Source organism: Halomonas sp. AOP30-A1-24, from assembly GCF_052378165.1.
In the GTDB taxonomy this organism is placed as follows: domain Bacteria; phylum Pseudomonadota; class Gammaproteobacteria; order Pseudomonadales; family Halomonadaceae; genus Vreelandella; species Vreelandella citrativorans.
In genome coordinates this window covers 1-2600 of record NZ_JBQSXL010000067.1, presented here as the reverse complement: position 1 = coordinate 2600, position 2600 = coordinate 1, and the positions used below count along the sequence as shown (strand labels likewise).

General features: G+C 45.3%; 2 protein-coding genes. Both read right to left on the bottom strand.

Going from position 1 to position 2600, the window contains the following annotated elements; all coding sequences use genetic code 11:
* Positions 1-238: 238 nt before the first annotated feature.
* A complete protein-coding gene (locus ACT3TJ_RS17845; protein ID WP_444666121.1) occupies positions 239-1375 on the bottom strand; it encodes a hypothetical protein in 1137 nt (378 codons plus the stop codon).
* A 38-nt stretch (positions 1376-1413) separates the two neighbouring features.
* Positions 1414-2412 carry a DNA-processing protein DprA gene (locus ACT3TJ_RS17840; RefSeq protein WP_086961193.1) on the bottom strand — a complete coding sequence of 333 codons (999 nt, stop codon included), beginning with the start codon at positions 2410-2412 and terminating at the stop codon, positions 1414-1416.
* Positions 2413-2600: the final 188 nt, after the last annotated feature.

Genomic DNA, 2600 nt, shown 5'->3' with positions numbered 1-2600 from the left:
CAGAGCGGGCGAGGAGTACTAGATCTTGTACGCGAAGAAGGGCTTTTAGACGACGCTACGCTGAGTGAAATTCAGCGTCCCGCGAACATGATTGCTTCGAGACAAGCAACACGAGTTACGCCGGTCAGCGGGTAACTTCCTTGTTTCGATAAGAGTAAGTGACCTGCCTAGATTTAAACCTTCAAGTGGCAGGTCACAGTAAGGTTATAATTACTTTACAAAAAAGTTAATGACCTATCTAGCCCAACAAGCCCTTAAGCGCTTCTTGTGCAGCATTATTTTCGTGCCCCACAAAAAAAGGATTATCTTTTATAACAGCGTTTTTCGCTAGATTGAGTGGTTGGAATGGATCTGAGGTAATATCAATCTGATAGTCCCTCAGAGATCTACCAAACTTACCCAGTGCAATGCATGTGACAGAATTAGCGCCTGCTTTACGCAAAAGTGCGGCGGCTACACCGAAAGACACCCCATGAGTAGTACAGTCATCTACCACTATGACATTACGCCCGGTGAGGTTACCGCGATATTTAGGGTTTAAATGAATAGTTTCTATCTGTTCGGTGGGATCAAGTCGATCTGTTCTTGAACCAGCTGACGACCGCTTAGTTGATGGTTTATGACGCACAAACAAGGGCTCTCCCTTTCTCGTCATACGAACTTTTGATACAGTTGTCCTTAAGCGATGCGTAAAATCGCTGAGTACCTCGCTATCACTGTTATCGCTAGCTGACGAAGGAAACACTCCCCAAAAAAGCTTTGGAAACGAGTCAACACCCTGAGTTAGCAGAGATCTCGCAACCATTGCAAGTAAGGCATTCAATCGAGGCCCCCCTTGTTTTATAGTACTAGTTAGATGCGCGCGAAATTGTTTTTGATCAAAGTCTTTTCCGAAAGTAGATAGATCTGAAAGAGCATGTACAGAATACGAAGCGCCTTGGCCATTGAACCACCACTTGCCATCCCACTCCGAAGTTAATCGAAGGGTTTCCTTAAGAGAACGTGCACAATCCACTTGAATACCGAGCTCAGACACTCTTGGGTCATTTGACCAACCGGCTGCAACCATAACCGCTTTACCATTCTTACCCATGGCAATGTCAGCTTGCGATCCAACTAGCACTAAGACATCTTGCGGCGCGATTTTTAGCTTTTCGGCAGTTCTTTTAATAATCCCTCCATTTTGCCGTCCTAGCTCTTGCTTAAATATTACACCGGTTTCGGCAAATAACTCATCAAACCAACCCGGTTTGGCGTTATTTGAGACAATCCCAACCTTATGATTATTTTGAGCTGCTTCTATCAAAACCTGTGCAATAGAGGGATCGGGGTCACCATTAATTAGCAGCGCACTGGGAGAGGTTACTATCAACATAGGCTTCTTTTCATATTGTTAAAGTGACTAGGAACTACCTAAATTTCTAAATTCTGTTGCACTGGTTCGGTCGCGATATCTTCTGATTGCTCGGAATCCACTTGCAATGAGGAGGTATCCAAATCCAGTAGCGCTATAAGCTGCTCGGTTTCTCTAGGTATCTCAAACGATGTTGCGCCACGTGCACGCTCCGAAAAAACCATTTCTGGTCGGGCTTTTGCTGTTCCTGGCAGGAATATATTGACCACTTTTCTTTGGTATTTTGAAGCATATTCAACAGTGTGAGCTGTGCCGCTCTTTATTTTCCATTCAACTGGAATAACAAACTCAGAAAGGCCTGCCTGGATTCGATTTCGCCTCACAAAGTTCTCACCAGAATAAGATTGATGTGGCAGGTATTCTGTTATGACTGCCCCGCCATTCATCAAAATTTTCTCACGGATCTCTTGAGAGCCTTTGGGGTAATCAAGGAATATTCCATTTCCTAAAACCGCCACTGTGGGCAAGCCATACCTGAGAGACTCCTGATGAGCAACTTGGTCGATGCCAAAAGCGAGGCCAGATACTACCGTTCTCTCTGAATGTGCAAGTGTTGCGACAACGTAGCGAGCCAAGAACTCACCATCCTTTGAAGGCTTACGAGTGCCCACAACAGCAATTGGACGATTATAAAGGGTTCGAATATCCCCTTGGATAAATAGCCAGCGCGGCCCATCTTCAATTTCTTTAAGCCTGCCTGGGAACTCCTCCTGATCCCGAAAGACTAGCCGTGCTCTATATTTGGCCAGTTCCCTGGCTAGCTGAAGGCCAGCCTCCCAGACTCTATGCTGCCACTCTTCAGGACTTTCACCGTCCAGCAAAAGTGATACCTTCAGCTCTTTTTCAAGAACAGAAATCGGTGAATTTTTGAGAAAGTCTTTGAACCCTTTCCCGGGCAACATCAGACGAAATAGCGTCCAGTACCCAACACCTTTGATAGTCGATAGCGCAAGAAAAGCTACGACTTCATTACGCCAAAAATTGGCACCACGATCCATGCCTTACATTCCCAGTTAGCCGCTTTTTTCGTTATCCATAGTAGAGACTACTTGAATTCGGGTTCGCGCAGAAGAACCTGCCTACGCCAGTCGTACCTTTCACGTCACTTTTTCTTATTAAGCACGTACTGAAGGTCATTCCACTGCAATTTAGAACTTTTGTATTCTTGGCAATGCCAGTAATGACC

Coding starts and splice junctions, on each gene's coding strand:
- ACT3TJ_RS17840 (WP_086961193.1), bottom strand. CDS start 2,412: ATGGATCGTGGTGCCAATTTTTGGCGTAATGAAGTCGTAGCTTTTCTT.
- ACT3TJ_RS17845 (WP_444666121.1), bottom strand. CDS start 1,375: ATGTTGATAGTAACCTCTCCCAGTGCGCTGCTAATTAATGGTGACCCC.